General features: G+C 67.0%; 9 protein-coding genes, 1 tRNA gene and 2 pseudogenes. 6 read left to right on the top strand and 6 right to left on the bottom strand.

Annotation, left to right across the window (positions count from 1 at the left end):
* Positions 1–717: 717 nt before the first annotated feature.
* Positions 718–2,025: an ATP-binding protein gene (locus CEF10_RS09990; RefSeq protein WP_101068029.1), complete on the bottom strand. Its 1,308-nt coding sequence runs from the start codon at positions 2,023–2,025 to the stop codon at positions 718–720.
* A gap of 46 nt (positions 2,026–2,071) precedes the next feature.
* Between CEF10_RS09990 and CEF10_RS09985 the strand changes: the two genes are divergently transcribed.
* From CEF10_RS09985 to CEF10_RS17435, 6 genes and pseudogenes are all read left to right on the top strand, one after another.
* Positions 2,072–2,983, top strand: a complete 912-nt coding sequence (locus CEF10_RS09985) for an MBL fold metallo-hydrolase (RefSeq protein WP_101068028.1) — start codon at positions 2,072–2,074, stop codon at positions 2,981–2,983.
* A gap of 82 nt (positions 2,984–3,065) precedes the next feature.
* A tRNA-Asn gene (locus CEF10_RS09980) sits at positions 3,066–3,140 on the top strand.
* A 105-nt stretch (positions 3,141–3,245) separates the two neighbouring features.
* Positions 3,246–5,381: a site-specific integrase gene (locus CEF10_RS09975; protein ID WP_101068027.1), complete on the top strand. Its 2,136-nt coding sequence runs from the start codon at positions 3,246–3,248 to the stop codon at positions 5,379–5,381.
* A gap of 168 nt (positions 5,382–5,549) precedes the next feature.
* The gene (locus tag CEF10_RS09970; RefSeq protein WP_101068026.1) at positions 5,550–10,748 is read left to right on the top strand and encodes a DEAD/DEAH box helicase; all 5,199 of its coding nucleotides are present in this window, start codon (positions 5,550–5,552) and stop codon (positions 10,746–10,748) included.
* Positions 10,745–13,495, top strand: coding sequence for a DEAD/DEAH box helicase (locus CEF10_RS09965; protein ID WP_101068025.1), 2,751 nt, complete (start codon positions 10,745–10,747; stop codon positions 13,493–13,495). The genes CEF10_RS09970 and CEF10_RS09965 overlap by 4 nt, the downstream gene beginning before the upstream one ends.
* Positions 13,495–15,801: pseudogene (locus CEF10_RS17435) on the top strand (Eco57I restriction-modification methylase domain-containing protein); the annotation flags it as partial. The gene CEF10_RS09965 and the pseudogene CEF10_RS17435, both read left to right, overlap by 1 nt.
* A gap of 626 nt (positions 15,802–16,427) precedes the next feature.
* Here CEF10_RS17435 and CEF10_RS09955 read toward each other — a convergent pair.
* The 5 genes and pseudogenes from CEF10_RS09955 to CEF10_RS09935 all read right to left on the bottom strand — a co-directional run.
* A complete protein-coding gene (locus CEF10_RS09955) occupies positions 16,428–19,244 on the bottom strand; it encodes a TM0106 family RecB-like putative nuclease (protein WP_198586174.1) in 2,817 nt (938 codons plus the stop codon).
* Positions 19,238–21,853: an AAA family ATPase gene (locus tag CEF10_RS09950; RefSeq protein WP_101068023.1), complete on the bottom strand. Its 2,616-nt coding sequence runs from the start codon at positions 21,851–21,853 to the stop codon at positions 19,238–19,240. Before CEF10_RS09950 ends, CEF10_RS09955 begins: the two co-directional genes overlap by 7 nt.
* Complete coding sequence (locus CEF10_RS09945) at positions 21,850–22,980, bottom strand: metallophosphoesterase family protein (RefSeq protein ID WP_101068022.1); 1,131 nt, start codon at positions 22,978–22,980, stop codon at positions 21,850–21,852. Before CEF10_RS09945 ends, CEF10_RS09950 begins: the two co-directional genes overlap by 4 nt.
* 282 nt (positions 22,981–23,262) lie before the next feature.
* Positions 23,263–24,261, bottom strand: coding sequence for a helix-turn-helix transcriptional regulator (locus CEF10_RS09940; RefSeq protein ID WP_101068021.1), 999 nt, complete (start codon positions 24,259–24,261; stop codon positions 23,263–23,265).
* Between the two features lie 220 nt (positions 24,262–24,481).
* Positions 24,482–24,986: pseudogene (locus tag CEF10_RS09935) on the bottom strand (transposase); the annotation flags it as partial.
* Positions 24,987–25,832 lie beyond the last annotated feature (846 nt).

The following is a 25,832-nucleotide window of genomic DNA, read 5'->3' as shown; positions in this document are numbered from 1 at the left end:
GCGGTGGCGGTGGTGGCGATGATGGCGAAGATGCTGAGTGCGGTGCGCATGGTGTCTCTCCTTTTGGCGTCCGTCTGGTGTTTCGGGTCCGGGGGCGGGCTGTGGTTTGTCGCCCCTTGTGAGACACCATCTGGCGCCGCCGGCGGACATTGAAACCGCCTGTCGCCGCGACGTGAAAACCCGCTCACCGCCGCCCGCGGCGGCGTGATCGGCCGGTGATGACCGGTGAAGGGAGACCGCCCGGCGCGCGCGGTCAGTGCCGCCGCGGGTCGGCCACGGCCCTTGCCGGCTACCGCGCGTGAACCAGACCGGGTTTGCCGGAGAGCAAAAAGCTCGGAAGGTAAGCCATTACCAAGGGAAACCCAGGGGACGGTTTTTCGACAGAGGTACGTGCGCGCGCGGTGCGCATGGTTCTGGAGAACGAAGCGGATTACAACTCGCGCTCGCAGGCGCTCGCCTCCATCGCGGAGAAGTGAACCGCCCCGGGTTTCCGAGAGGCTTCTTTGTTCAAAACCTACGCGGCTTTTTCAAGGGTGTTCATCTGTGCGTAGAACGCCTCCTCCACTTCTTGCGGCGGCNGAAACCGCCTGTCGCCGCGACGTGAAAACCCGCTCACCGCCGCCCGCGGCGGCGTGATCGGCCGGTGATGACCGGTGAAGGGAGACCGCCCGGCGCGCGCGGTCAGGGCCGCCGCGGGTCGGCCACGGCCCTTGCCGGCTAGCGCGCGATCACGATCTCGGCGCGCAGCCCCCCCAGCCGCGCGCTTTCGCCCAGCGACAGGTTGCCGCCGTGGGCGCGCGCGATGTCGGCCGCGATCGACAGCCCCAGCCCCACGCCCGTGCCGCGGTTCTGGTTGCGCGCGGGCTCCAGCCGCGCGAAGGGCTTGAGCGCCTCGCGCCGCTGTTCCTCGGGGATGCCGGGGCCGTCGTCCTCGACCCGGATGCAAAGGCTCTCGTCAGTCAGGATCACCGAGACCTCGGCGCGCGTGCCGTACCGCACCGCGTTGTTGATCAGGTTGTCCAAGGCCCGCCGGAGGCCGTCGCGCCGCAGCGGCACGCGGCCCTGCCCCTCGATCCGTTCCAGGCTCACCGGCACCTGCGCGCGGCGGCTGTCCTCGACCACCTGCCGCACCAACGCGACCGGGTCGGTTTCCACCGGCTCGCCCTCGGCCGCGCCGCGGGCAAAGGCCAGGAATTCGTCCAGAAGCCGTTCCATTTCGGCGATGTCCCGCATCATCGGGGCGCGCTCGGCCTCGTCGAGCATCGATAGCTCCAGCCTGAGCCGCGTCAGCGGCGTGCGCATGTCGTGGCTCACCCCCGACAGCATCAGCGTGCGCTGCTCGATCTGCCGCTCGATGCGCGCCCGCATGTCCAGGAATGCCTGCCCGGCGGCGCGAACCTCCGTGGCGCCCGAGGGGTGATAGGGCACATGCCGGCCCTTGCCGAACGCCTCGGCCGCATGCGCCAGCCGGGTGATCGGGCGCAACTGGTTGCGCAGGTAAATATAGGCGATCGCCGTCATCAGCACCCCGAAGACCACCATGTTCACGAACAGCTGGTGCGGGTTCGACGCCGACACCCGGCGACGGCTCAGGCGGATCTCGCGCGCGCCACCTGCTTCGTCGAAATACAGCTCGACCATCTTCATGTCGGGCAGGCGTACGGCCGCCAGGTCGGGGAAATGCCGGCGGAACTCGCGCACCACGATGCCGCCGGTCAGGTCGTACCAGAGCCAGCTGTCGGTCCGTGGCACCCGTGCCGCCGGCACGCTGCGCGTCCTGATGTTGAGCCGCTCGGCGAGCGCGGCGCGCGCCCGCGGATTCTGGGCCACCGCGCCGGGGTCGCGCAGCAGCGCCACCTCGCGACTGGTGGACAGCGTCATCTGCTCGGTCACCCCCTCGAAATGCCGCTGTATGAAGACGACCGAGACGACCAGCAACAGCCCCAGAACCGGCAGAAGCAGGATGAGCATGGCGCGCCAGTAAAGGCCGCGCGGCATGTAGGATTTGAGCCACCGGAAGGACATGGTCTAAACCTACCCCCGCGAGGGCAGCAGAGGAAGGGCCAGGGGCATGCAGGCGACGCAGGAATTCGACCCGCCGCCGGGGGTCGCCGAAACACTGGCCCCGGGGCTTCGCCGGGTACTGGCGCCCAACCCGTCGCCCATGACCTTCCGTGGCACGAACACCTATCTCGTGGGCGAGCGCGGCATCGCGGTGATCGATCCCGGCCCTGCGGACGATACGCATTTGCGGGCGATACACGATGCGCTCGGGCCCGGCCAACGGGTCACCCACGTCCTTGTCACCCACGCCCACCTCGACCATTCCCCGCTCGCCCGGCCGTTGGCAAAGGAGACGGGCGCACCGGTGCTGGCCTATGGTGATGCGCGTGCCGGGCGCAGCGCCGCGATGGAACAGCTTGCCCGCGCCGGCACGCTCGGCGGCGGCGAGGGCGTGGACACGGCCTTTTTTCCGGACCGGGAGCTGGCCGACGGCGAGGTGATCGACGGCGACGGGTGGCGGCTGACCGCGCTCTGGACGCCCGGCCACTTCGGCAACCACCTGTGCTTCGCCCTCGACGATGCGATATTCACCGGCGACCTCGTGATGGGCTGGGCAAGTTCGCTCGTCTCGCCGCCCGATGGCGACCTGAGCGATTTCATGGCGTCCCTCGCCCGGCTGGCCGACCGCGGGGCGCGGGTGCTCTACCCGGGTCACGGGGCCCCGGTGTCGGACCCGGCCGCGCGGCTGAGCGAGCTGATCGCGCATCGCCGCACGCGCGAGGACCAGATCCTGCGGGCGCTCGAAGGGCACCCGGCCACGGCAGAGACGTTGGCACGGCGGATCTATACCGAGACGCCGCCGGCGCTCCTGCCCGCGGCGACCCGCAACGTGCTGGCCCATCTCGTCGACCTGACGGGCCGCGGCCGCGTCGCGCCGCAAGGCCCGCTGGATGCCGATGTCACCTTCGCGCTGGCCTGATGGAAAGGACTTTGCGGGGTCGAAAAATTCTCACAAATGCGCTGGACGCCCCGCGGCCGGATTGCTATATCGGCGCGCGTGGTCCGGCGTAGCTCAGTGGTAGAGCAGTTGACTGTTAATCAATTGGTCGCAGGTTCGAATCCTGCCGCCGGAGCCAAAACCCCCTAAGCCATTGATTTTGCGAGATGTTCCGGCTGAGGAGTCGGAGCCATCGGGATTTGGCACGGCGCTTGGCACTCCGCTTGTCACAGGAGTCGCCGTCATGCCCCGAACCACCGCCCAGGCGCATCTCGAACGCCGCGGCGCGCTCTATTACTGGCGCCGCCGCTGGCCGAAACGACCCGCGCACATCCAGAACGAAAATTTTTTCAGAAAAGGATTCCTGCTCTTTCCCCTTCGCACTGACGTCCTTCGCAATGCGAAGGTCGTGGCGCGCCGCTTGTCCGGTTTCACCGATCTGGCCTTCGCCGCATGTGCGGAGAGGACGATGGCAATTCCGGCCCAGGACATGGAGACACTGGTGACGGCACTCTGCCGCTTCCAGATCGAAGCGGCGGACCTGGCGCGCGAGCTTGCTCCCACACGCAGCTTCGAGGCAGCCACCTACGAGGAAAGCTGTGCGGATGCGGCCCTCGCGACGTTGCGCCAGGCCATTTTCCTGCGCGATCGGGAGATGGCACGCAGGCCCCTGCGCGCCGCGGCCGAGCGGCTCGGGGTCGACCTCGACGAGGCGGACGAGGATTACCCGAGATTGGCGCTGCGCGCCCTGGAAGCCATGGTCGAGGCCGGAGAGGAAAACATGCGCCGCGACCACGGCAGGACAGCCGGCTCGCAGCGCTACCTGCAGGCGGCCCTCGCCGGGACCCGGGATGCCCCGACCGCGGCCGCAACGGCGCCGGCACAGGGCGTTCCCCCGGAGCACGGGCGGCCGGCGATCGACTTGGTCGCCGGAATGTCCGCGTTGGGTCTTGGAGCAACACCGCAAGCCCCGGTTTGCACGTCCAGCCGGACACACGAACCGGACACGGACTCCCGCCCGGCCGAGCGGCCTGCCAAGGCGCAACCGCGCGACACGGCCCGTGCACCGTCCTGCGCGGCCCGCGAGAAGGACACGTCCCATCAACCGGCCCCTCAACGAGCCACCGGCCCCGCGATCTGTGATGTCGCCGATGAATATATCGAGGCACGCTGCCAGGGCTACCGGTCCTTCCGGCGCAATGAGCAGCCTCATGCGGCCGCAGGCGCGAGCTGGGCAAAGAATTCGTCCGGGAACGTGAAGTCGACCAAGAAACTCCTGATCAAGGCGCTGCCGGTCTCCCGTCTTGGCGATGTCACGGACGAGATGATGTCAGCCGCCTGGTCTCTGATCCAGCGCCTGCCCCGGTCCTACGGCGACAAGCCGGGGGAAAGCCGGAGCCTTCAGGACATCGCGGATGAAGCCGATGCGATGGATGCACACAACGAGAACCTGACGCGCAATCGCCTTGAGAAGCAGGGCGCCAGCCCCGGCAAGATCGAGTACCATGTCAATATCGGGCGCGTGCCGCGGGTCCGGGCGGCCACGGTCTATCGCCACATGCAGGATTTCCAGCGGATCTGCAAATTCGCCGTCGCCAAGGGGTATCTCGGTTCCAACATCATGGAAGAGCATATCTGGGAGAAGCGCGAGTATGAGCGCCGCGAACTCCTCCAGGAGGACAACAAGCGCGAGGTCTGGTTCGATGATCTGCCTCGCCTGTTCCGCACGCCAGTCTTCCAGGAAGAGCTCGAGGAGAAGGGTGATCCGCTGTTCTGGGCGCCGTTGATCTCGGTCCACTCCGGCATGCGCAGCGAAGAGGTGCTTCAGCTGGCGACGGAAGATATCCGCGATGTCGCCGGCATTCCATGCTTTGTTCTGAGCCGCGGCGCCGGACAGAGCCTGAAGAGCCTCGCGGCACGGCGCACCATCCCGGTGCACCAGAACCTCATTGACCTGGGACTTCTCGAACTGGTCGCGTTGCGCGAGCACGACGGGGAACCGCGTCTCTTTCCCTGGCTCGAGCGCAGCAAGGCCAAGAAGACCTTCACGGAGATCTTCTCGAAGAGGTTCAAGGACTATCGAAAACGACAGAAGGTCTACAAGGAGAACATGGATTTCCACGCCCTCCGCACGACCTTCAACCAGGGTCTCGTGCATACCAGCTGCGCCGATACGGCCCGGCGCTATCTGATGGGGCATGTCGAGCACGATGTCGGGATTACCAGTTACACCCCGGACGGCTTCGCCATTTCCGATCTGCTCGAGCGCGTGAATGCCATCGAGATCGACATCTCCATGATCCGGCACCCCTTTGAGACCGGGGCGGCGGCCGAGGTCACACAGCTCGACGCCCACCGGCGAACGCAACGCTCTGCCTGACGGCCCCGCAACCCGAGAGCATCCCCGTCGCTCGACAGCAGCCGGGATGGTGGGTCCTTCGTCCCTGTTGCGCGACAACCGCCGGATGCGATTGAATTCCCGCGCGAATTTCGCAAGGGTTGCCGGAAACGAGCCGCCGTGCCAAGCGTCACGAGGGAGGGTGCCGGGATGAAGGCGTTTGAGTTCGATCAGGCGGTCATCGACGAATACGCGAGGTTCTCGCGCTCCTTCACGAGTGTTCGGGCCCCGGATCTGTCCCGTGCGATCGATGCACACTACGCCGACAAGAAGTTCTGGCCGTCCCCCTTCCTCGCCCTCAACCCGGCCTACGAGAAGGGGCAGACCGTCGAGGAACTGGCCGGCAGCGGCAGCCTCGCGCCCGAGACGGCCCGGGTATTCCGCACCACGGCAGCCGATGGCACCCCGGTCCCAATTCGCTTCCACCGTCACCAGGTCGAGGCGATCAGCAAGGCGCTGCGCGGCCGGAGTTTCGTGGTCACGACCGGCACGGGGTCCGGCAAGTCGCTCTGCTTCTATGTCCCCATCGTCGACCGGATCCTGCGCGCAAGACACGCCGGCGAAGCGCCGCGAACGCGCGCGATCGTGGTCTACCCGATGAACGCCCTCGCGAATTCCCAGCTGGGCGAGATCGAGAAATTCGTGGGGCAATCCGGGTTGCCGGAGGCGATGCAGCCCACCGTCGCGCGCTATACCGGCCAGGAGGACGACACCGAACGCCGTCGCGTCGCGGCGAACCCGCCGGACATCCTGCTGACCAACTACATGATGCTCGAACTGCTGCTCACCCGGCAGGACGAGACCGACGCCAGGGTCATCGGGAATTGCCGTGGTCTGGAGTTCCTCGTGCTCGATGAACTCCACACCTACCGCGGGCGCCAGGGGGCGGACGTGTCGGTGCTTGTCCGGCGCCTCCGCGACCGCTGCCGCGGCGGCGAAGAGCCGATCTGCATCGGCACCTCGGCCACCATGGCCACGGAGGATGTCGCCGACGATCCCGCCGAAACGGTCGCCGGGATATCCTCGCGGATCTTCGGCGCAAGCATCACCGCCGACGCCGTGATCACCGAAAGCCTCCGCCGTGCCACCCGTGACGAGCTTTCCCTTTCCTCGGCGAGATCGCGCCTGAAAGAGGTGCTCGAGGCGCCGATTCCCGCGGACCTGACAGACGACGCGCTCGAGCAGCACCCGCTGGCCGTCTGGGCGGAGCTCGAAATCGGGATCGATGAGGCAAAAAGCCGGTCACGGCGCGACCCCATCCCGCTCGACGCCGCCGTCGAAAAGCTCGCCGCCGATGCCGGCGTCCCCGTCGATCTCGCCGCCGAGCGGCTGGCGCAGTTCCTCGCCATCGCCGCGCTTCCCGAAAAGGACCGGGGAGGCGCCGGTGACGGCGCCTTCATGGCCTTCAAGCTGCATCGCTTCGTCTCGGGCGCCGGCGACGTTCTCACCACGCTCAAGGCGCCGCCCCGCTCGGTTCTTCTCGAGGGGCAGCGCGAAGACCCGGGTGACCCCGGCACGCGCCTCTACCCGACGCGCTTCTGCCGCTCCTGCGGCCAGGAATACCATGTCGTCACGCTCCGCGAAGGCGCCGAAGGACGCGAGCTGGTGCCGCGCGACATCGACGATGCCCCCACGAAATCCGATCCGGAGGACGAAGAGCCCGGCTATCTTACCCCGGTCGAAGAGGCCGGAGACGCCTTCCGTTTTTCGGGAGACATCGAGACCTATCCGGAGGAATGGCGGGAAGAGAAACGGGGCGTCCAGGTGTTGCGACAGAACCGCAAGAAGCAACAGCCGCGCCGGCTGTCCGTGCGCCCCGACGGCACCGTCGCAGAGGACGGCAAGGACGTCTGGTTTCTGCCCGGACGGTTCGGATTCTGCCTCGCCTGCCACGATCAGCCGTCCGCGCAGGCCCGCGAACGCAACAAGCTCGGGGGGCTGTCCGCGGAAGGCCGGAGCTCGGCGACCACAACGCTCGTCACCGCCATGCTCCGCCAGATGAATGCCCCCGCCAATGGCATCGATGACCCGACGAAGCGCAAGACCCTCGGGTTCGGGGACAACCGCCAGGATTCCGCGCTGCAAGCCGGGCATTTCAACGACTCCGTGTTCGTGACCCTTCTGCGGGGCGCGATCCTGCGGGCGGTCCTGGATGCCGGCTCGGAAGGCCTCGCCGATGACGGCTTCGGCACCAGGGTGCAACGCGCGTTGGGCTACCTTCCCGACACGAAGGCGCTGCGTCCCTACTGGATGGCGCATCCGGAGACCAAGGGCGCAACGGTGAACGACGCCTCGCGAACACTGGCCCGAGTGCTGGAACACCGGGTCTGGTCGGACATGCGGCGCGGGTGGCGCTTCACCTATCCGAATCTCATGGGGGTCGGCCTTCTGCGCGCCGAATTCGTTTCGCTCGACGAGCTTCTCGAGGACGAGGAGATCATGGCCGATGCTCCGGATTTCTGGCGCGAGCTCGACGCCGAACGGCGCGGCGGGATCGCGCGCGCGATTCTGGAGGCCATGATGGAATGGCTGGCAATCGCCACGCCGGCGCTCGACCCGCAGGAGCTCGACCCGTTGAAGGGCCGAACGCGCAACCTGCTTTGCGCGCCGTGGGCGATGGACCCCAACGAGGATCTGCGAAGCCGGACCGCCCTCGTTCTCGAGTCGCCCCCGCGCCGGGCGCAGTCGAAACGCGACGATGCACTGATCATGCGCGCCGGTTTCCGCAGCGGCCTGGCCCGCACCATCAACAAGGAGAGCGTTCTGGGGCGGCGCCTGAAGGAAGAGGATTACCTGGCGTTCATGCGCTGGATTCTCGGACAGCTCGAGGATTACGGCATCATTCAGAGCATTGGCACGCTCTCCGATGTGGACGGATGGCAGATCCAGCCCAATGTTGTTCGCCTCGTCCCCGGGCCGTCGCTCGAGGCAGAGACCCATCATCATAATGCCTATTTCCGCGAGCTTTACCTGGGCGTCGCGGACGACCTCGCCAAGGGACAATCGCCCTTCATGGGCCTGGAGTCGCGCGAGCACACAGCGCAGGTCTCGGCCCTGCAGCGGGAGTGGCGCGAATGGCGGTTTCGATACGGTCCCAATGATCGCGACAAGATCGCCGAAAACCGCTCGAACATGATCAAGGAGGGGGAAGGCACGTCGTTCCTGCCCGTACTCTTCTGTTCCCCGACCATGGAGCTTGGGGTCGATATCTCCTCGCTCAATGCCGTCTACCTGCGCAATGTGCCGCCCACACCTGCCAATTACGCGCAGCGGGCGGGGCGTGCCGGACGGTCCGGGCAGGCCGCAACGATCACCACCTATTGCGCGGCACAGAGCCCGCATGACCAGTACTACTTCCGGCGTATCGACGAAATGGTGGCCGGTAGCGTTCGTCCCCCGGCGATCGATCTCGCGAACGAAGACCTCGTGCGCGCCCATCTCCACGCGATCTGGCTGGCCGAAACCCGTACGCCTCTATCGGCCAATATCCCCGAGGTTCTGGATCTCCGGCGCGACGGTCTGCCCCTGTGCGAGGAGATCCGGGCCGCCATCGAAGACCCGGACGTGGCCGATCGCGCGATACCTGCCATGAAACGGGTCGTCGAGGCGGTGCTCGATCATTTCGAGGGGCCGCGGCCGGATTGGCTCGACGACCTCGACGCCTGGGTCGCGGAAACCGCCCGTGGCACAGCCAGGGCCTTCGATGCAGCCTTCGATCGCTGGCGCACGCTGCACGCATCGGCGATGGCTCAGCTCGTCGAAACCCAGAACGCGCTGAAGCGTCCGGGGTTGTCCGCCCGAGATCGATCCCGGCTCGATGCACAGGCCCAGTCGGCGAGCCAGCAGATCGGGATACTCGAGAACGGGAAGGCGAGAAACGGCTCGGACTTCTACACCTACCGCTACCTCGCGACCGAGGGCTTCTTGCCCGGCTACAACTTCCCGCGGCTGCCGCTCTACGCCTTCGTGCCCGCCGGCGGCAGCGATGCGCGCGCTGCCTTTCTCCAGCGCGCCCGGTTCCTTGCGATTTCCGAGTTCGGACCGCGCAGCCTGATCTACCACGAGGGGCGTGCATACCGCGTCCACAAGGCCAAGCTGCCGCCAGGGTCCGTGTCGCCGGACGGCAAGACCCTGGCGACGGAAAAGGTGTTCCTCTGCCCGAATTGCGGCGCAGGGCACACGTCTGAACGAGAACGCTGCCATGCCTGCAACACCCCCATGGCCGGCGGCGTCGCCATCCACCGCACGTTGCGGATCGACAATGTCGAAACGCTTCCCGCCGAGCGGATCACCGCCAATGACGAAGAGCGCGTGCGCCAGGGCTTCGAGATCCGGACGGTCTTCTCCTGGCCCGAGCGCGATGGCCGCATCGACATGACCGAGCGCCGCCTCGTTCTCGACGGCACGGCATTCACCACCCTGCAATACGCCAACTCCGCCGATATCATGCGCCTGAACCTCGGGTTGAAGCGTCGCGCAGCGCCCCAGATCATGGGGTTCCCGATCGACCCGGCCACCGGCCGCTGGGCTCGGCTCCAGGACGAGGTCGCCGAAGAGGACCGCACTGACCCGGAAGCGGTCTATCCGGAACGGATCGTCCCGATTGTCCAGGACCGGAAGAATTCGCTGCTGATCCGGTTCGCCGACCCCGAGCGATGGTCGCAGGAATCGCTGGCGACGACGCAACATGCGCTGATGCGCGGGATCGAGATCGTTTTCCAACTCGAGGAAGGGGAGATCATGGGCGAGCCCCTGCCGGAGCGATCCGAACGGCGCACCATCCTGCTCTACGAGGCAACCGAAGGTGGCGCCGGCGTGCTCGGGCGCCTGATGCGCGAGCCGGAGATGCTCGACAAGGTCGTCGGCGAGGCGCTTTCTCTCATGCATTACAAGGGCGCGGCCGAGGCCGTGGCGAACCGCGATCGCCACGCGCTGGAGGAAGACGACGCCCCATGCGTCGCCGGCTGCTACCGCTGCCTTCTGTCCTACTACAACCAGCCCGACCACGAGATCATCAACCGGCGCTCAGAGGACGCGCTCGATCTTCTGCTGGCCCTCGCGGCCGCGGTTCCGGACGCGGCGGCATCCTTGGGGGGCGATGAGGATCCCTGGTCGAAGGCATTCGCCGATGCTGGGATGCCGCCACCCGACACCACATCCCTGACAATCGGTGACGTCGCGGTGCCCTACGCCTGGTCCGCCCACCGCGTCGCTGCGGTGCCGGCACCGCTCCCAGACGCGTTGCAGGGTCTGGCGGAAGACAAGGGCTGGGATCTCTATTCCCTGCCCCCGACGCCCGACGAAGGTGTACCGGAAGGGCTCGTCACAAGTCTGAAAGGTGCCGCATGACCACGCAATTCGCTCCTGGAGACCTCGTCCATGCCCGTGGCCGCGAATGGGTGGCGCTGCCAACACCCCGGGACGGGTGGCTGAACCTCCGTCCGCTCTCCGGGGCGGAAGAAGACTCGACGCTTCTGCTGCCCGATCTCGAACCCGAGCCGCCGCGCCCGGCCCGGTTCGAACTGCCTCCTGACGCGCGCCCCGCGGTGCAGACGACAGCCGGACTTCTGGCCGAGGCGCTCCGCCTGTCCCTTCGGCGTGGCGCTGGCCCGTTCAGATCCGCCGCGCGGCTCAACTTCGAGCCGCGGAGCTACCAGCTGGTTCCCCTGCTGATGGCGCTGCGGCAGGAGACCCCGCGCCTCCTGGTCGCCGACGACGTGGGCATCGGGAAAACCATCGAAGCCGGTCTCGTCCTTCGCGAATTCATGGACCGGGGCGAGACGGACGCCTTCTCGGTTCTCTGCCCGCCGCATCTCGTCGAGCAATGGACACGCGAACTGAAGGATCGGTTCGGGATAGACGCCACGGCCGTCACCGCTGCTTCAGCCGCGCGGCTGGAGCGGGGTCTGCCCATTTCGCAATCGCTCTTCGACGCCTTCCCGCACACCGTGGTCAGCCTTGACTACATCAAGTCCGACAAGCGGCGCGACGCCTTCGCCAAGGCCTGTCCGGACTTCGTCATCGTTGACGAGGCGCATGCCTGCGTCGGCACGCACAAGGGCAGGCAACAGCGTTTCGCCCTGCTGCAGGGACTCGCCGAGAGCGCGACGCGCGCGATCGTGATGCTCACCGCCACCCCCCATTCCGGGGATGAGGAGGCCTTTGCCCGCCTGTTGTCGCTGATCCATCCGGATTTCGCGTCGATGGATTTCGACGACGAAAGGTACCGGCAGAGACTGGCGCAGCACTTCGTGCAGCGCCGGCGACGCGACCTGACCGACGATGCATGGCAAGAAGCCTCGGCCTTTCCCAGGCACCTGACGAAGGAAGAGATCTTCGATCTCGGCCCGGACCACCGGGATTTCCACGAAGCTGTGCTCGATTACTGTTTTGACGTGGTGGAAGAAGCCGGTTCGGGCCAGCGGGAGCGCCGTCTGGCCTTCTGGGGCACGCTCGCGCTCATGCGTTGCGTCGGCTCCTCCCCGGCCGCCGCCCTCTCCGCGCTGCGCAACCGTGCCGGGCTGGAGCCAGAGCGGATCGAGGAGCAGCTTTACGACGAGGACGGTGACGACGAGGACGCGGTGGATGTAGAGCCCACGCCGATCGAGATCGGTGACAAGGCGCTTGCCGCTCTGATTCATCAGGCCGAGGCGCTGATGTCGGGACCAGATCCGAAGCTCGATCGCCTGGTGAAACTCCTCAAGCCAATCGTGAAGGAAGGTGGGCAGCCGGTCGTGTTCTGTCGCTACATCGCGACCGCGACCCATGTCGGGCAAGCATTGAAGAAGGCATTCCCGAAAGCCCTGGTGGAGACCGTCACAGGGCTGCTCACGCCGGAAGAACGGCGCGACCGCGTGGCGGACATGGCAGATGCTGAGACGCGGATCCTGGTCGCCACCGACTGCCTCTCGGAAGGGATCAACCTGCAGCTCCTTTTCGACACGGTGGTGCATTACGACCTGTCCTGGAACCCCACACGCCATCAGCAGCGGGAAGGCCGCGTGGACCGGTTCGGACAGCCGTCGCCGACCGTGCGAACGATCCTCATGTATTCTCCCGACAGCGCCATCGACGGCGCGGTGCTCGACGTGATCCTCCGCAAGGCAGAGTCCATCCGGAAGGCGACCGGTGTGACCGTGCCGCTTCCGGACGAGCGCGGACCGGTGACCGACGCCTTGATGGCCTCAATGATGCTGCGGCGCCGCGATCAGCGGCAATTCGACTTCTTCGATACATTGACGGATGGCCAGCGCACGATGGACGCGATGTGGCGTGATGCCGAGGAGAACGAGAAGATATCCCGTTCTCGGTTTGCCCAGAACGCGCTCAAGCCGCACCACGTTGCACCGGAATGGGAAAAGACCCGCGACGTCATCGGCAGCCCGGCGGCGGCCGGCGACTTCATCGGCGCTGCAATGGCGCGCTTCGATACACCGACTGACCGTCGCAAGGGAGTCGTCCGCGCCCGCCTCGACGGACTGCCACACGTGCTCCGGGAACGCCTCGCAGACCGGGGCCTGAAAGGCACGGTCCGCCTCGCGGAAGCCGAACCCGCACCCTCCGGAACGACGCTCGCAGGTCGTGCGCACCCCCTTGTGGCGACGCTCTCCGAGGCGCTGCTGGAAACCGCGCTTGAGCCGGATGCGCTACCCGGGCTCGATGTCGGACGCCTGGGAGCGTGGCCTACCCCGGCGGTGACTGAGCGCATGGACGTCATCCTGATGCGCCTGCGGTTCAAGATCACCGTCCATGCCAGGCAGGAACGTCTGCTGCTCGCAGAGGAGGCCGCAGTCGTCGCCATCGACCCTCAGGGAAATGTGCAGGCCGGTGCGCCGGTGCGCCAGATGCTCCTGACGACCGCATGCGGCGATCTCGCGCCATCGGCGCGAGATCGCCAGGTCCAGAAGGCCCGGGATCGCCTCGATGGTCTTCTCGCGGGCCCGATCGCCGAACATGTCCGTGCCCGCGCCGATGAGCTCGTCGAAGACCATGCGCGGGTCAGGGCAGCTGCAAGAGGCATCTCCCGGGTCTCGGTCGATCCCGTGCTCCCGCCCGACATCATCGGTCTTTTCGTCCTGCTGCCGGGAGACCCTTGATGGCCCGCAAGACGTCCGACGCCGCCAGCTTCCCATCGCTGACCGTAGAGGGCGGCCTTCTGTCCTCGGCCATCCTTGACGCCGTCTACGCGCTTGAAGCCGACAAACAGAAGCCCGAACACTACCAGGTCCGCCAGGGCCTTACCCTGCGGGATGAGTTCTCGCTTTCTTTTCGCGTCGCGCAGGCGCATTTCGACAAGTTCGCTCGCCTCGAGTCCCCGGGGCGGAGGGCCACGGAGAATTTCATCCGCGGCCTGCTGACCGAGGCATTCGGTTTCGATGACCTCGACGAGGCGCCCCTGCCCCTGACCATGATCGCCGGCAGCGACCGCGTGCCCGTTGTCGTCGTCCCGTCCGCGGACGACCTGGACCGCGCCTCCGAGACGCTCAGCCAGGACCGGCGCCGCTCGGCCTCCTTTGCACTCCAGGACTATCTCAATGACCGCGAGGAGGCGCTCTGGGGACTCGCCGCCAACGGGACCCGCCTTCGGCTGATGCGGGACAACGCCTCGCTCACGCGTCCCGCCTATATCGAGGCCGACCTCGCCCAGATCTTCGAGACCGACGACCTGGCGTCCTTCGCCATCCTCTGGCTGCTCATACACCGCAGCCGTTTCGGTCAGACCGGCACCCCCGCCACGGATTGCGCGCTCGAAGACTGGCGGGAAGCCGGTGCGCGCGAGGGCGAGGCTGCGCGGGACAAGCTCGCCGGGCAGGTGGAGGAGGCTCTGCGCGTCCTCGGCACCGGATTCCTCTCCGGAAACGAACAGCTCCGTGCCCGGATCGAGAGCGGCGAACTCAAGCTCACCGAATTCTTCAACGAGCTTCTGAAGCTCGTCTATCGCGTGATCTTCCTGATGGTGGCGGAAGACCGGAACCTCCTGCACCCGCCGATTCCAAAGGACGACCCGCAGGCGCGATCGAAAGAGGCGGCGCGCGACCTCTACGCCCGCGGCTACTCCCTGGCCGGTCTGCGGCAGCTCGCCCTGCGCCGGCACGCGCGTGACCGGCACCATGACCGCTTCGAGGGGCTCAAGATCATCTTCACGGCCCTCACCCATGGCGAGAAACGCCTCGCCCTCCCGGCCCTTGGCGGCCTCTTCGCCGAGGGCCAGATGTCCGACCTCCGGGCGGCCCGCCTCCCCAACGGCGCCTTCCTCGAAGCGATTTTCCAGCTCGGATGGCTGCGTCAGGATGGGGCGCTGGTCCCGGTCAACTGGCGTGCCATGCAGACCGAGGAGCTGGGCTCGGTCTACGAATCCCTCCTCGAGTTGCAGCCCCAGATCGCGCCCGACGGCCGCACGCTCCTGTTCGCCACCGACGCCGCCGAGACGAAGGGCAACCAGCGCAAGACCACCGGCTCCTACTACACGCCCGACAGCCTCGTGCAGGCGCTTCTGGATACCGCGCTCGACCCGGTTCTCGAGCAGACCGAGGCAAAGGCGGATGACCCGGCCGAGGCGCTCCTGAAACTGACCGTGATCGACCCGGCTTGCGGCTCGGGGCACTTCCTGCTGTCCGCCGCGCGCCGGATCGCCACCCGGGTCGCGCGCCACCGGGCCGAGGGCACGCCCTCCGCCGCCGACTTCCGCCATGCCCTGCGCGACGTTGCCCGCCGCTGCATCCACGGGGTCGACCGCAACCCCATGGCGGTGGAACTGACCAAGGTCGCGCTCTGGATCGAGACGGTGGACCCGGGCCTCCCCCTCGGATTTTTCGATGCCCAGATCCGCAGTGGCGATGCGCTCTTCGGTGTCTTCGACCTCAAGGCGCTGGAGGAGGGCATTCCCGACACCGCCTACAAGCCCCTGGCTGGCGACGACAAGAATGTCGCCAAGTTCTACGAGCGCGCCAACAAGGACGCGAAGAAGGGTCAAGGGACGTTCGATTTCACCGGCGGGAAGTCCGACCTGCCCACCGCGCCGCTCTCCGCCGAGTTCTCCGATCTGCGTGACCTGCCGGAGGACACGGTCGAGGACGTGCAGGCCAAGGCGAAGGCCTATCGCAGCCTGCGCAAGCAGGACACCTTCCAGCGGGCGCGGATGGGCTGCAACCTCTATAACGCCGCCTTCCTGCTGCCCAAGACGGGCGAGATCCCGGCCTCGGCCAATGACCGCACGGTGCCCACCTCGGAGGATGTCTGGCTCGCCATCGGCCAGGGCAAGGGCCGGAAAGCCGTCATGGAGAGCGCTAAGGCCGCGACGAAGGCCCGCGCGCTGCACTGGCCCCTGGAGTTCCCGGACATCATGGGCAACGGCGGATTCAGCGTGGTCCTGGGCAACCCGCCATGGGAACGGATCAAGCTGCAGGAAAAGGAATTCTTCGCTGCCCGCGATGCAGAAATCGCCACGGCGCCCAACAAGGCGGCGCGCGAACGGCGGATCAAGGCCCTGCGAGACGCGGAGCCCGGCACGTCGAAGCGCGCGCTGTTGGAAGAATTCGAGACCGCCAAGCGCCTCAGCGAGGCAACCTCGACCTTCGTGCGGGTGGATGGCGCGGATGGCGGGCGCTTCCCCTTCACAGGCACTGGCGATGTGAACACCTACGCGCTCTTCGCCGAGCTCTTCTCGCGCGTCGTGAACGAAAAGGGCCGCGCCGGGGTGATCGTGCCCACCGGCGTGGCGACCGACGCCACCACCGCGCCCTTCTTCGCCCATCTGGTCGATGAGAAACGGCTCGCGGCTCTCGTCGATTTCGAGAACTCGGCGCCGACCTTTCCGGCGGTTCATCGAAGTTTCAAGTTCTGTCTGCTCACGATGGGCTGGAACGAGTCCGAGGCGCGTTTCGCCTTTTTCCTGACGGAGCCCGCGCAACTGGCCGAACCCGAGCGCAACTTCACCCTCTCGCCCGAACAGATCGCCGCGATCAATCCCAATACCAAGACCGCGCCGGTCTTCCGTTCCCGCTGGGACGCGGAACTGACCGCGAAGATCTATCGCAACGCTCCCGTCCTGATCGACGAAGACAAGGGGCCGGCGGGCAACCCGTGGGGCGTGAGTTTCATGAGGATGCTCGACATGTCTAACGACAGCGGCCTGTTTCGCACCGCCGCTGATCTGGAGAAGGCTGGCTTCGTCCGCGACGGCACTGACTGGGTGGCCGAGGGCGCCCGACCCGCGCAGGGCGCGCTGGCGGTAGGCAGCTGGTTCGGGTCGCCGACAAGGACGATGTTTCGCGCCGCGTTGGTCATCGCCACGAGATTGGCCAGCGACACCTGGCCCGCCTCGTCGACGAAGAGGTAGTCGAAGGCGCCTTTCAGCTCAGGTCGGGAGAAGAGCCATGCCGTGCCCCCGACCACATCGGCATCGAAGATCACCTGATCGTCGTTCCCTCTCGCCAAGGTGATGCGGTCGTAGGGCGCGTCCATCGACTCCTCGCCTTGGCCGCCCTTGCGCGCGAGAGTCACGTCCTTGACCGAGAACGGCAGGTCGCCGGCTTCCATCGCGTCGATGCAGCCCATCAGGACATTGCGGATCGCGTCATGGGAATTCGAGGACACCGCGACACGTTTGCCCTCCCGGACGAGGGCGAGGATGGCGCGGGCGGTGACGTAGGTCTTGCCGGTGCCGGGCGGGCCCTGCACGGGCAGAACTGTGTCGTCCATGGCGGACGTGGCGGCCTGGAGGGCGGCGACCGGGTCGGTCTCATCGGCAACGGGCAAGGGGGACGGCCCGGCAAAGCGCGGCGCGGCCCGGGACAGCAGATCCTGGGCCGCGCGGTTGGCGCGGGGGCCGATCTGATCGTCGATGACCGTCATGACCGCCGCCGGGATGGGCTTCGCGTCGCGGGCGAAGCTGGGCAGCAGGTCCAGCCGGTCGGGAAGGACGTGATCACCGCGCTGGCCGGCGGTGATGCGCAGGGTCAGGAGCCGCGTGCGCCGATCCATCTCGCGGATCGTCACCGTTGCCATGCCCTCCCCCAGCAGGGTCTGCGCGGACTTGCCCGCCCGCAGTTTCGTCTCCTGCGCAGGGTATCGGTAGCGGCGTATCTGCGCGGACTTGTCGGCTTCCACCGGACCCGTGGCCCGAAGCCCGCCAAGGCTGTCCATGTCGTCGAAAAGCTCCTCCGAGGTCTTTGCGGCGGCGTCGAAGACGGCCCATGCGGCGGGCTTGGCCTCCCTTCGGTGAAACTGCGACAGGTCGAAGAGCAGCGCGGCACGCCCTTCGGGCAAGTCTGCGGCCTGGAGGCGCGCTCGCAGCGCGTCGGCTTCGGCATCCGCCTCCTCGTGCCGTTCCTCCTGCGGCGGAGCGGGGGTGGGCCATGCGCCATCTGGCCGGACTCCGACCAGCCAGTCCCGCAGTGCTTCGGTCGAAACGCAGTCGAGCCGATTGTATTCCTCGATTTCCTCGAGGATCTCGGGATCGTCGCTCTCGCGCCATGCCTCGTAGGCGACGACCGACCCGCCGGCGGTCTTGACCTCGCCGGTGCGCTCAAAACCGTAAAGATGCTCCATATCCTTGATCGAGTAGGATTTCTCGGAAACGGCGACGCCGCCGCGCACCACGGCGTAGAGGTCGCAGAAGCGTCGTTCCCGCAGCCACCTGTCCAGCCGGGCCTCGCCGACGCCGTGCCGGGTGCACAGGCGGCGCAGGGCCGTGATCTCGTAGGGGGCATAGTGGTAAACATGCGCATCCGGGTGGGCCGAAAGGCGGGCGTCGAACAGGTCGAAGAGGTCGATCAGCGCCTGTTTCTCCGCAGCGTGATCATGCGCCCAGAAGGGGATGAAGTCCGCGCCGTCCCAGACGCCATGCAGGTATTCCAGCCCCTCGACGCCTGCGTCGGCGTAGAACGGATCGCCCTCGATGTCGTAGAAGAGGTCGCCCTTGGAAGGTCGGGGGAGCAGGTCGAACCCCTTGCCCTCCGCCGTTTCGCGCAGAACATGATGCGGGCCCTTCGCGGCACGGTCGGTCTGCAGGCGGGCCTGGAGGCGCAGGCGGTCGAGCGTCGGGCCGGCGAGACGGGGCACGCGCTCCTCCTGTTCGGCGAGGCCCGCCATGGTGGTGATCCCGGCGGCCTCCAGCTTGGCCACCTGGCTGCGGCTGATCCCCGCGACAAGGAATAGGCTGTCCTCGCGCTCCCAGACCTCGGCACAATGGTCGCGCCAGCGACAAAGGTCGCAGGTGGCGCAGGGGATCGGCCGGGTGGGCCAGGGATTCGCGACGAAGCGTTCCAGCCGGTCCCGCGCCTGCCGGGCGTAATCGGCATATTCGGGCAGGCGAAAACTTGCCCGGCTGCCGTCGCCCAGCAGGACGTGGGCGTTCTCGGGTATGCGGCCCTGCAGGGGCGCCAGCAGGTCGGAATAGAGTGCGAGTTGCAGCAGGTGCGCAGGCGACGGTTTGCGCTTGAGCTTGGTGTCGGCAACCTCATAGGACCACGGGCCGAGGTCCGAGGGCACGTCGACCCGTTCGAGGAAATCCGACCAGCCGCCCCAGGCGCCGCCTTCCAGCGCGCCCTGGAAAACGACTTCCGGCCCCGCGCGAAGCGCCGCCCGGGTCGCCTCGACCGCCTCCGGGAAGGGTTGATCGGTGTCGATCTCGGTCACATCGCCTGACGCTCGGAGGGCATCGAGATGGGCGGCCTCGTGGGCATCGCCGTGGCGCTGAAGCAGCTCGGCATCCTCGCTGTCTGCCGCTGGTTCCGGACCGCCTCCGTGCAGCCGTTCGAGATCGAGGCGACTGGCGTGAGCGCAGGACATGAAGCGCATCAGGTCGGAGGCCGAGAGGCGGATGCGATCGTTTTCCTTCAGCATGCTTCGGCCTCGTTCCCGGCCGACACCGGTTCAAGGCGCAGCGCCTTGCCTCCGAGTTCGCGGAAGGCGCGCTGGCGGCAGGTGAGAACGATGATCTGCAGATCGCCCGCTTGCCGGTGCAGGGCGTCGAACATGCGTTCGATCCGGTCGTCATCTGTGAAGACCAGGGCGTCGTCGAGGATCACCGGCGCCATCCGGCCGGACGTGGCAAGCATCCGCGCGAAGGCGAGGCGGACCAGCAGGGCGATCTGTTCCTGGGTGCCGCCCGAGAGGATGTCGATGGGTTCCGGCTGTCCATTGCGGACCAGCTTGTCCGGCAGGAGGGATTCCTCGCCCCATGTCAGTTCGGCGTCGGGCCAGAGCAGGTGAAGAAGCGGCTTCAGCTCCTTGGCGATCGGCTCGAAATAGCGCTCGCGGGCCTCGTTGCGCGCGGCCTCCAGCGCGTTTTCCAGCCGGGTCAGGACGGCCACCTCGTGCTCGATACGCGCGAGAGTCGCCTCGGCTGCCTCCAGTTCCTGCTCCGTCTCGGCAAGGCGTTCCTCGACGGCGTCGCCCGAGGACCGGCCGATGCGTTCGTCCAGCCGGGCGAGCACGGGCTTGAGGCGGGTGATCTCATCCCGAGCCTGCTGCTCGACGGACTCGGCACGGTTCAGGGCCGCTCGGGTCCCGGCGAGATCGGGCGCATTGCTGGCCTTCTCCTCATGGGCTGCCTTGGCCGCCTCGTGGACGTCGGTCGCCTTGCGGGCTTCAGTCGCAAGATCATCCTCCGAGACCTCGCCCGCCTTTGCCAAGGCCCGCTCGGCCCGGGCAAGGCGGTCGCGAAGCGAGGCGAGGGTTGCTTCCGCGCTGCTCGCCGCATTCCGCAGGTCCGAAAATCGCTCCATCGCGGTCTCGCGGGCGAGCCGCGCGGCTTCATGGGCCTCGCGTGCCTTGTCCAGTGCGGCCTCCGCCTCCTCCGGGTCGGGGGCGTCGGAATCCTCTTCAAGTTCGGGTATCCGGGCAAGGGCCTCGCGCAGGGTATCGATGCCGTCGGGGGCAAGGCTCCCCAGCACGGCGGCCGCCTCGTCGTGCCGCCGCTCGGCTTTCGCGCGCGCATCTGCCGCGGCACGCGCGGCGTCGAGGTCATCGGCGCCGACTTCGCCGAGCACCTTTCGCAGCTTCTCTGCGGCGGCCTCGACGGAATGGTCGTCACCTGCCTCGCCGGGGCGGACCTCGAGCTCACCCACACCCTCGATCATGAGGCGTGTGACGCGTGCCAGAGGCACCGGTTGGCCGGTGGGCAGGGGCGCTTTGCCGTCGCGGATCGCGCCCTCGCGCCCCTCGGCATAGCGCGCGACCACCTGTGTCGCGGAGGCGTTTCGGGCGGCAACGGCGGTCGCATGCGCGGCGGCCAGCGCCTCGATCCGCCGCAGGGTCTCGGCGTCCGGTCCCGTACGGGCGGCGGCGGCCGATTCCATCGACGACCGCGCCTTTTCAGCCTGGGCGATCCGTTCCGACAGTTCCTTGCGCCGGTCCGCGCCATCCCGGGCTGCCCTGGCCCGCAGCGCGAGGGCGTTGCCGCGCTCGGCCTCCTTCAGGGCAGCTTCCGCCACCCGAAACGCCCGGTCCATCTCATCACGCGACGCACGCTGTTCCTCCAGGAGCTCCTGGTGCTCCTTCGCGTGGGCTTCGGCCTCAGCGACCAGCCGGGTTGCCTCCACCTGTTCGGTGATCGTCGCGCGGAAGGTTTCCAGCCGGGTCCGCGCCGCATCCGCCGTCAGCCGGGCCATCTCGACCTTGCGCGCCTCGGCGTCCAGTTCCTCGGCGTGGCGCTCGGCTGCGGCATGGGCGGCGCGGGCCGCGTCCAGCCGTGCCCGCCGCTCCTCGGCCGCCTCCGGCGCCTCCAGCTCGCGCAGGTCGCGCCGCGCCCGCTTGCGCTCCGCGAGCGCGTCGTGGAGATCCTGCGCCGTGGTGGCAAGGGAGTCACGGTGGAGAGCAAGCTCCTCGACGCGCTCCTGGGCTTCCTTCCACGGACCGTTCGCCCTGGGACGCCCGGTCGCCGTGGCATAGTTCGCCAACTCTTCCCGGCACCGCGCGAGCGCCGCGTCCATCCGGCGCCCGCCCGTCATCGCCTCGACCTCTGCGCCGACCGAGGTCATCAGATCGCGCCTTGCCTCCAGTGCGGCGTCCTGCTCCTTCTTCGAGCCGGCGGTAAGATCGGTCATGCCCTGGCGCACCCATATCAGACCGGAGGGTCCGCCCGCGTCGCCGCCGAGAAGGGTGCCGATCCACGCTTCGGCCTCGTCGGACTGTGCGACAAGTTCACCGTCGCGGTGGACGGTGGCGAATGGTTTCTGAAACCAGCGCTTGGCGAGGATGAACAGGCCATCCCCGGTTTCCACCTCGACGCTCACCTCGGGCGCGCCACCGACATGAGGACGCAATGAGGAGACCTCCTTGTCGCGTGAGCCGTGAGGCTTGAAGAACAATGCCTGGATGGCATCAAAGAGGGTGGACTTGCCCTCTTCGTTGGGCTCGCAGAGCACGTTCAGCCCATCCGCGATCCGGTTCACGCGGGCCGGGTCGGTGAAGCGGCGGACGTTGTTGAGCGTGACGGCACGGATCTTCATTTCGCGGCCTCCCGGACATAGGAATAGAGCCGGGCCACAGCGTCCGCCGCGACCTTGCGATCCTCTTCGGACAGGGCATCGGTGCCTGCCTCCTCCATCAGGGCGTCCGCGGCAAGTCTGAGCGCGCCGCCCTTGTCGATGTCGTCCAGATCGGCGGCCTCGTATTGCGTCCCGAGGGCGTCGGTCTTCAGTTCGAAATGGGCGAAATCCGGGGCACATTCCTCGGCCGCGCGCTGCAGGTCGACCTGGTCGGGCAGTGCCGCCCAGCCCGAAACGGCCAACCGCAGCAGCACGTCGCGGCGGCCCGCTTCGGGAAGGATCGCGCGCAAGGCGGCGGCGGCGTCCTGACGAGAGTGCAGCGGAAGTTCTCTTTCGGCCCATAGGAAGGTGCCGGTTTCGACCTCCTCGACCTGCGGTGGAAGACCCGGTCCCTCGATCGATACGGCAAGGCAGACACCGCGATGGCCATGCTTGAAGCGGTCCTGTTCGGGAGTGCCGGAATAATGCACACGATCCGACACCGCCATTCGCCCGTGCCAGTCGCCGAGGGCAAGGTAATCGAGCCGTGCGGTCCGGTCCCGATCGGGTGCGATCGAGGCGCCGGACTCGGTGAAGTCCGTCACACCGCCATGGGCCAGCCCGATGCGGAGCTTTCCCTCGTCGCTCGACATGGTCACCAGCGGTTCCGAGGGATCGCTCGCGCCCGAGCGGAAGGCGACCGGGCAGGGCAACAGGGTTGCGGCGTCCCCCATGTCCCGCGGCTCAAGCTCGGTCAGGGCGACGACATTCGGCGGCGCGTCCCGGGCGATGGCCTCCCAGAGCGGCTCTGCATCGCGCAGGTTGTCATGATTGCCGGGCAACAGCCACCAAGTGACCTCGGCGGCCTCCCCCATCGCAGCCAGGGACTGCCGGATCACGGTCGAAGAGGGCGTCGCGGTGTCAAAGGTGTCGCCGGCCAACAACACATGCGCTGCCCCGCAATCGCTTGCGACTGACGCCAACCGCCCGATCGCGCCGTGGCGCGCCTCCATCAGCCGGCCCCGGATGTTGCCGTCTTGCGGCTGCGGGATATTGGCGAATTTCCTGCCTATGTGGAGGTCGGATGCGTGGATGAAGCGGAAGGCCATGCTGAAATTCCCGTACCTGATTCTCGCGGTCGTCGCGGACCGTTGCCAATGGTTAATGATGTCGGGTGTCAGAAACTGCCATGGCGCCCTCGATCCATGTGCGCAGGGAGGTGGTAGAAGGTGATGGGTCCACAGGGCACTTTTCACCGGCATCCTTTTTCATTCACGGTCCCGACGATCCCTGTCTGACCACCAGGGCTTCATGACGGCGAGTATTTTCCACTACGGCGGCGAGAATGTGGAACGGTGTTGAGAATTGTGGGAAAGCCGAGTGTCGTTCCGTCAAGGCAGTGCGGGGAAGTCACCACGCCGGTACCCATGGACCATTTCCCGAAGCGCGGTCGGTGAGACGACTTCCACCTGGTCGCCCCATTGATAAAGATGCCAGGCCATTTCCATGTGACCGGAGGCCATGAATCGGACCGTCAGCGCGCCATCGGGTTCCTCGACGGTCTCCTGCTCGGGATGGAAGATGAATTGCCGGGCGGTCTTCGCGGCCGCGGGCGTGAAGCGCCATTCCACAGGGCCGTATTCGGTATCGGAATGAAATGATCCGAAGGCCTGGCGGGAAAACCGTCCGAGATCGAAATCCGGATCCCGCGAGAAGCTGCGTCCCGTGAGGGCGGCGTCTTCGATCCAGTCAAGGCGGAAGCGACGCATCCGACCATCGCCACTGGCTGGTCTCGCCACCAGGTAGCGACGTATTCCAAGCAACAGCCCGTGTGGTTCGAGCACGCGCTCTCTCGGATGCTCGTCCCTCTCCCCCCTGTATGTCAATTTCAGCTCCCAGGGTGCCCGAAGAGCTTCCGTCAGCGTTCCGAGGAGCTTCATGTCGCCGACCACGCGTGGGCCGGGGCGAGACGCGAAGCCTTGCGCCTCGAGAAGAGCCTCTGCATCGGCCTCGGTCCGCCGCGCGTGCACGGCAGGCATCGCGGCCAGGAGCCGGTCCCTGAGAGCTTGCAGACGCTGCGCCTCGTCCGGAGCGCCGTCCCTGGCCGCCCGCTCGGCGGCCAGGTCGAGTGCGGCAAGCTCGCTGTCCCTGATGCCCTGGGCCTGCAGCCATCGCGGATCGCTTCGCGGCAAATGCCACCGCCGGCGTCGGTCGGCGTCCTCTTCTATGTCGACCTGCGGGAAGACGGTTTCGAAGGCGCGCATTATCCGCTGCGCGGTTCGATGGTCACATGCGAATGCCTCCCGCACATCATGGAGCGAGACGCCCTCGAAATTGGCCATTGCCATGTCGGCGACACGGAGGAGATCGGATGCTTTCGAATAAGACATGCATGCTCCTTGATTCCGAAGGCGCCGAAAGCATGCTGGCGATAACAAACCCTGTCACGGTGTCGTGACGATTCTGACTTGTCAAACGTATCGGAACTCAAGTTCGAGGTGCGCAGGAATGACAATCGCAGGGCTTGTCATTACGAGTCGACCTTGTAGTCCTGCGCGGCGTTGATGCGCAACACGCGCCTGAGGCGTGACTTCCCCTTCCCCACTGACGTCAGGCCACGCGGATGATCTCGGCGGTCCCGAGGGCGTTGAAGCGGTTCATGACTGAGCAGGCGAGCGCCACGGGTTCGAGAGAGCCTGCGAAGGATGCGGATGTGGATTTCGGCGGTCTGGCGGTCGGGGGCGAGCCATTGATGCGCCAGTGGTTCGAGATCAATGGCGAACGCAGCGGTGCGCTCGCCGAATGATTTCGGGCAGCGCGTCCGCGCCTCGATCCGGCTTCGGGCGTGGTATCCGGTCCAGCGTTTCCGGAACGCCCGGCCAAGATGTAGGGTGGCGTGCGGGGTTTCGTTGCGCGCGCGTGCCGCCGGGCAGTCATCCTTCCACAGCCGCCCGTTCCTGCGGATCGGGATGATCGGTGTGGCTTGCCGGTCAGTGATGGCCTTGTGGCGGCGGCGCGTGTCGTGGGCGCCATCGGCGGTCACGGTGCCGATCTGCTCTGCCTCCGGGGTCCGGCCGAGCAGGTCCGGGAGGGTTGGGCTGTCGCCGTCGCGGCTGAGGCTTTTGACGGCGGGCACCCCGGGCCGTCGCCAACGCCAGTCTTGCGTTCTGTCTCATACTGAGGCACGTATGTTGGCATTCGCAGGAGTCGCCTGACAGTCGCGCTTAATTTACCGCGCAATATCAATAATTTGGGGTGATCTCTCCGGGTCCTGCCGCCGGAGCCAGAAACCTTGTAGAAGTCAAGAGATTAAGGCAGCGGCCCGGATGAGGTTTGCTTTGCATGCGTCTCAGGGTGGCGTCTGGGGTAACAACTTCAGGGCGGATCAAGCTGGCAGACCACGTCCAGATTGACCGGGCAGTCGAAGTGACCAATGGCGACTGAGCATTAAAGGCTGCTTTCCAGATGGCAATGATCTTGCCCCCGTCACGCCGGACACCGCGAAAACCACGAGTGACAAGACAACGACCCTGAAGGCCACGCCACGCTGCATCGCCGGCGCGATCCCTTTGCTGGTCATCCTGCCTCCTTTGCCGAACCGCGCCAGCACCTTGCCCCCTCGGGCCGGGCATTGATTTGCCCCAGATCAATCATCCGGGGGTGTTTTCGGAATCGGCAGGAAATGGGCGCGTGACCGCGGCGCTGGAGATGAGCCACCTCCCGCTCCGGATGCCCGCCAAACGTTTCACGGTCGATGGCGTCCCATGTCGGCCATTCGCCCTCATCGCGGCGAAGGGCAGTTCTCCGGCCTTCTCTTGGCCCCGGGCGGCATCCGGTTTCTCGCGGTGACGTCGACATGCGAACTTGCCTTGGCCATACCTTCGCCCGGCGATGCCGCAGCCTGATACGCTGTGAGCTTGCCGGGTTCCTGCTTGGTTGCGTTTGCAGCGCCCGGCCGTTT

It is taken from the genome of Roseovarius salinarum, from assembly GCF_002834145.1.
In the GTDB taxonomy this organism is placed as follows: domain Bacteria; phylum Pseudomonadota; class Alphaproteobacteria; order Rhodobacterales; family Rhodobacteraceae; genus Roseovarius; species Roseovarius salinarum.
Note: the sequence above shows the minus strand (reverse complement) of the source record. Positions and strands in the feature narration are given on the sequence as shown.